The sequence below is a fragment of the Vibrio sonorensis genome, from assembly GCF_001854765.1.
GTDB classification, from domain to species: domain Bacteria; phylum Pseudomonadota; class Gammaproteobacteria; order Enterobacterales; family Vibrionaceae; genus Vibrio; species Vibrio sonorensis.
Window position 1 is genome coordinate 1 of sequence record NZ_LJJE01000054.1, and the last position, 462, is coordinate 462.

General features: G+C 40.0%; 1 protein-coding gene. It reads left to right on the forward strand.

Annotated features, from left to right (window positions below):
- The first annotated feature begins 171 nt into the window (after positions 1-171).
- Complete coding sequence (locus BLO31_RS09255; RefSeq protein ID WP_070965044.1) at positions 172-441, forward strand: CCDC90 family protein; 270 nt, start codon at positions 172-174, stop codon at positions 439-441.
- Positions 442-462: the final 21 nt, after the last annotated feature.

Below are 462 nucleotides of genomic sequence, written 5' to 3' on the forward strand. Positions count from 1 at the left end.
GAACTTTTTATGATTGGTGGCGAACTAGACGCACAGCTGTAGAGCTAATTATTGAAGGTATTAAACACCGACAAGAACAAAAAAGTGTGCAGTAATCGCACATTTATTTATTGACTCATGAGCGATATTCGCTCATAATAAAGTCATAGGTTAATCAATGAGGGTTACGAAATGACCGCAATTCCATTAGATACACATAAGGCAATCAAGCGTTTACAAAGCGCGGGTATGAATGAAAAGCAAGCCGAAGAAATGGTAAACCTTTTCGGTGAAATGTATGGCAATGAAGCTGCAACTAAAAGTGATCTTGAAGTGCTTCACAAGGACTTAAAAGCTGACTTAAGCGAAATCAAAACAGACTTGTCATGGATTAAAAAATTCATGTTCGGTGTTGGCGTGGCGGTACTTATCGCAGCCCTTAAATACATCTTCTTAGGCTAACCATAGTCGCCCTACGGGGCG

Coding starts and splice junctions, on each gene's coding strand:
- BLO31_RS09255 (WP_070965044.1), top strand. CDS start 172: ATGACCGCAATTCCATTAGATACACATAAGGCAATCAAGCGTTTACAA.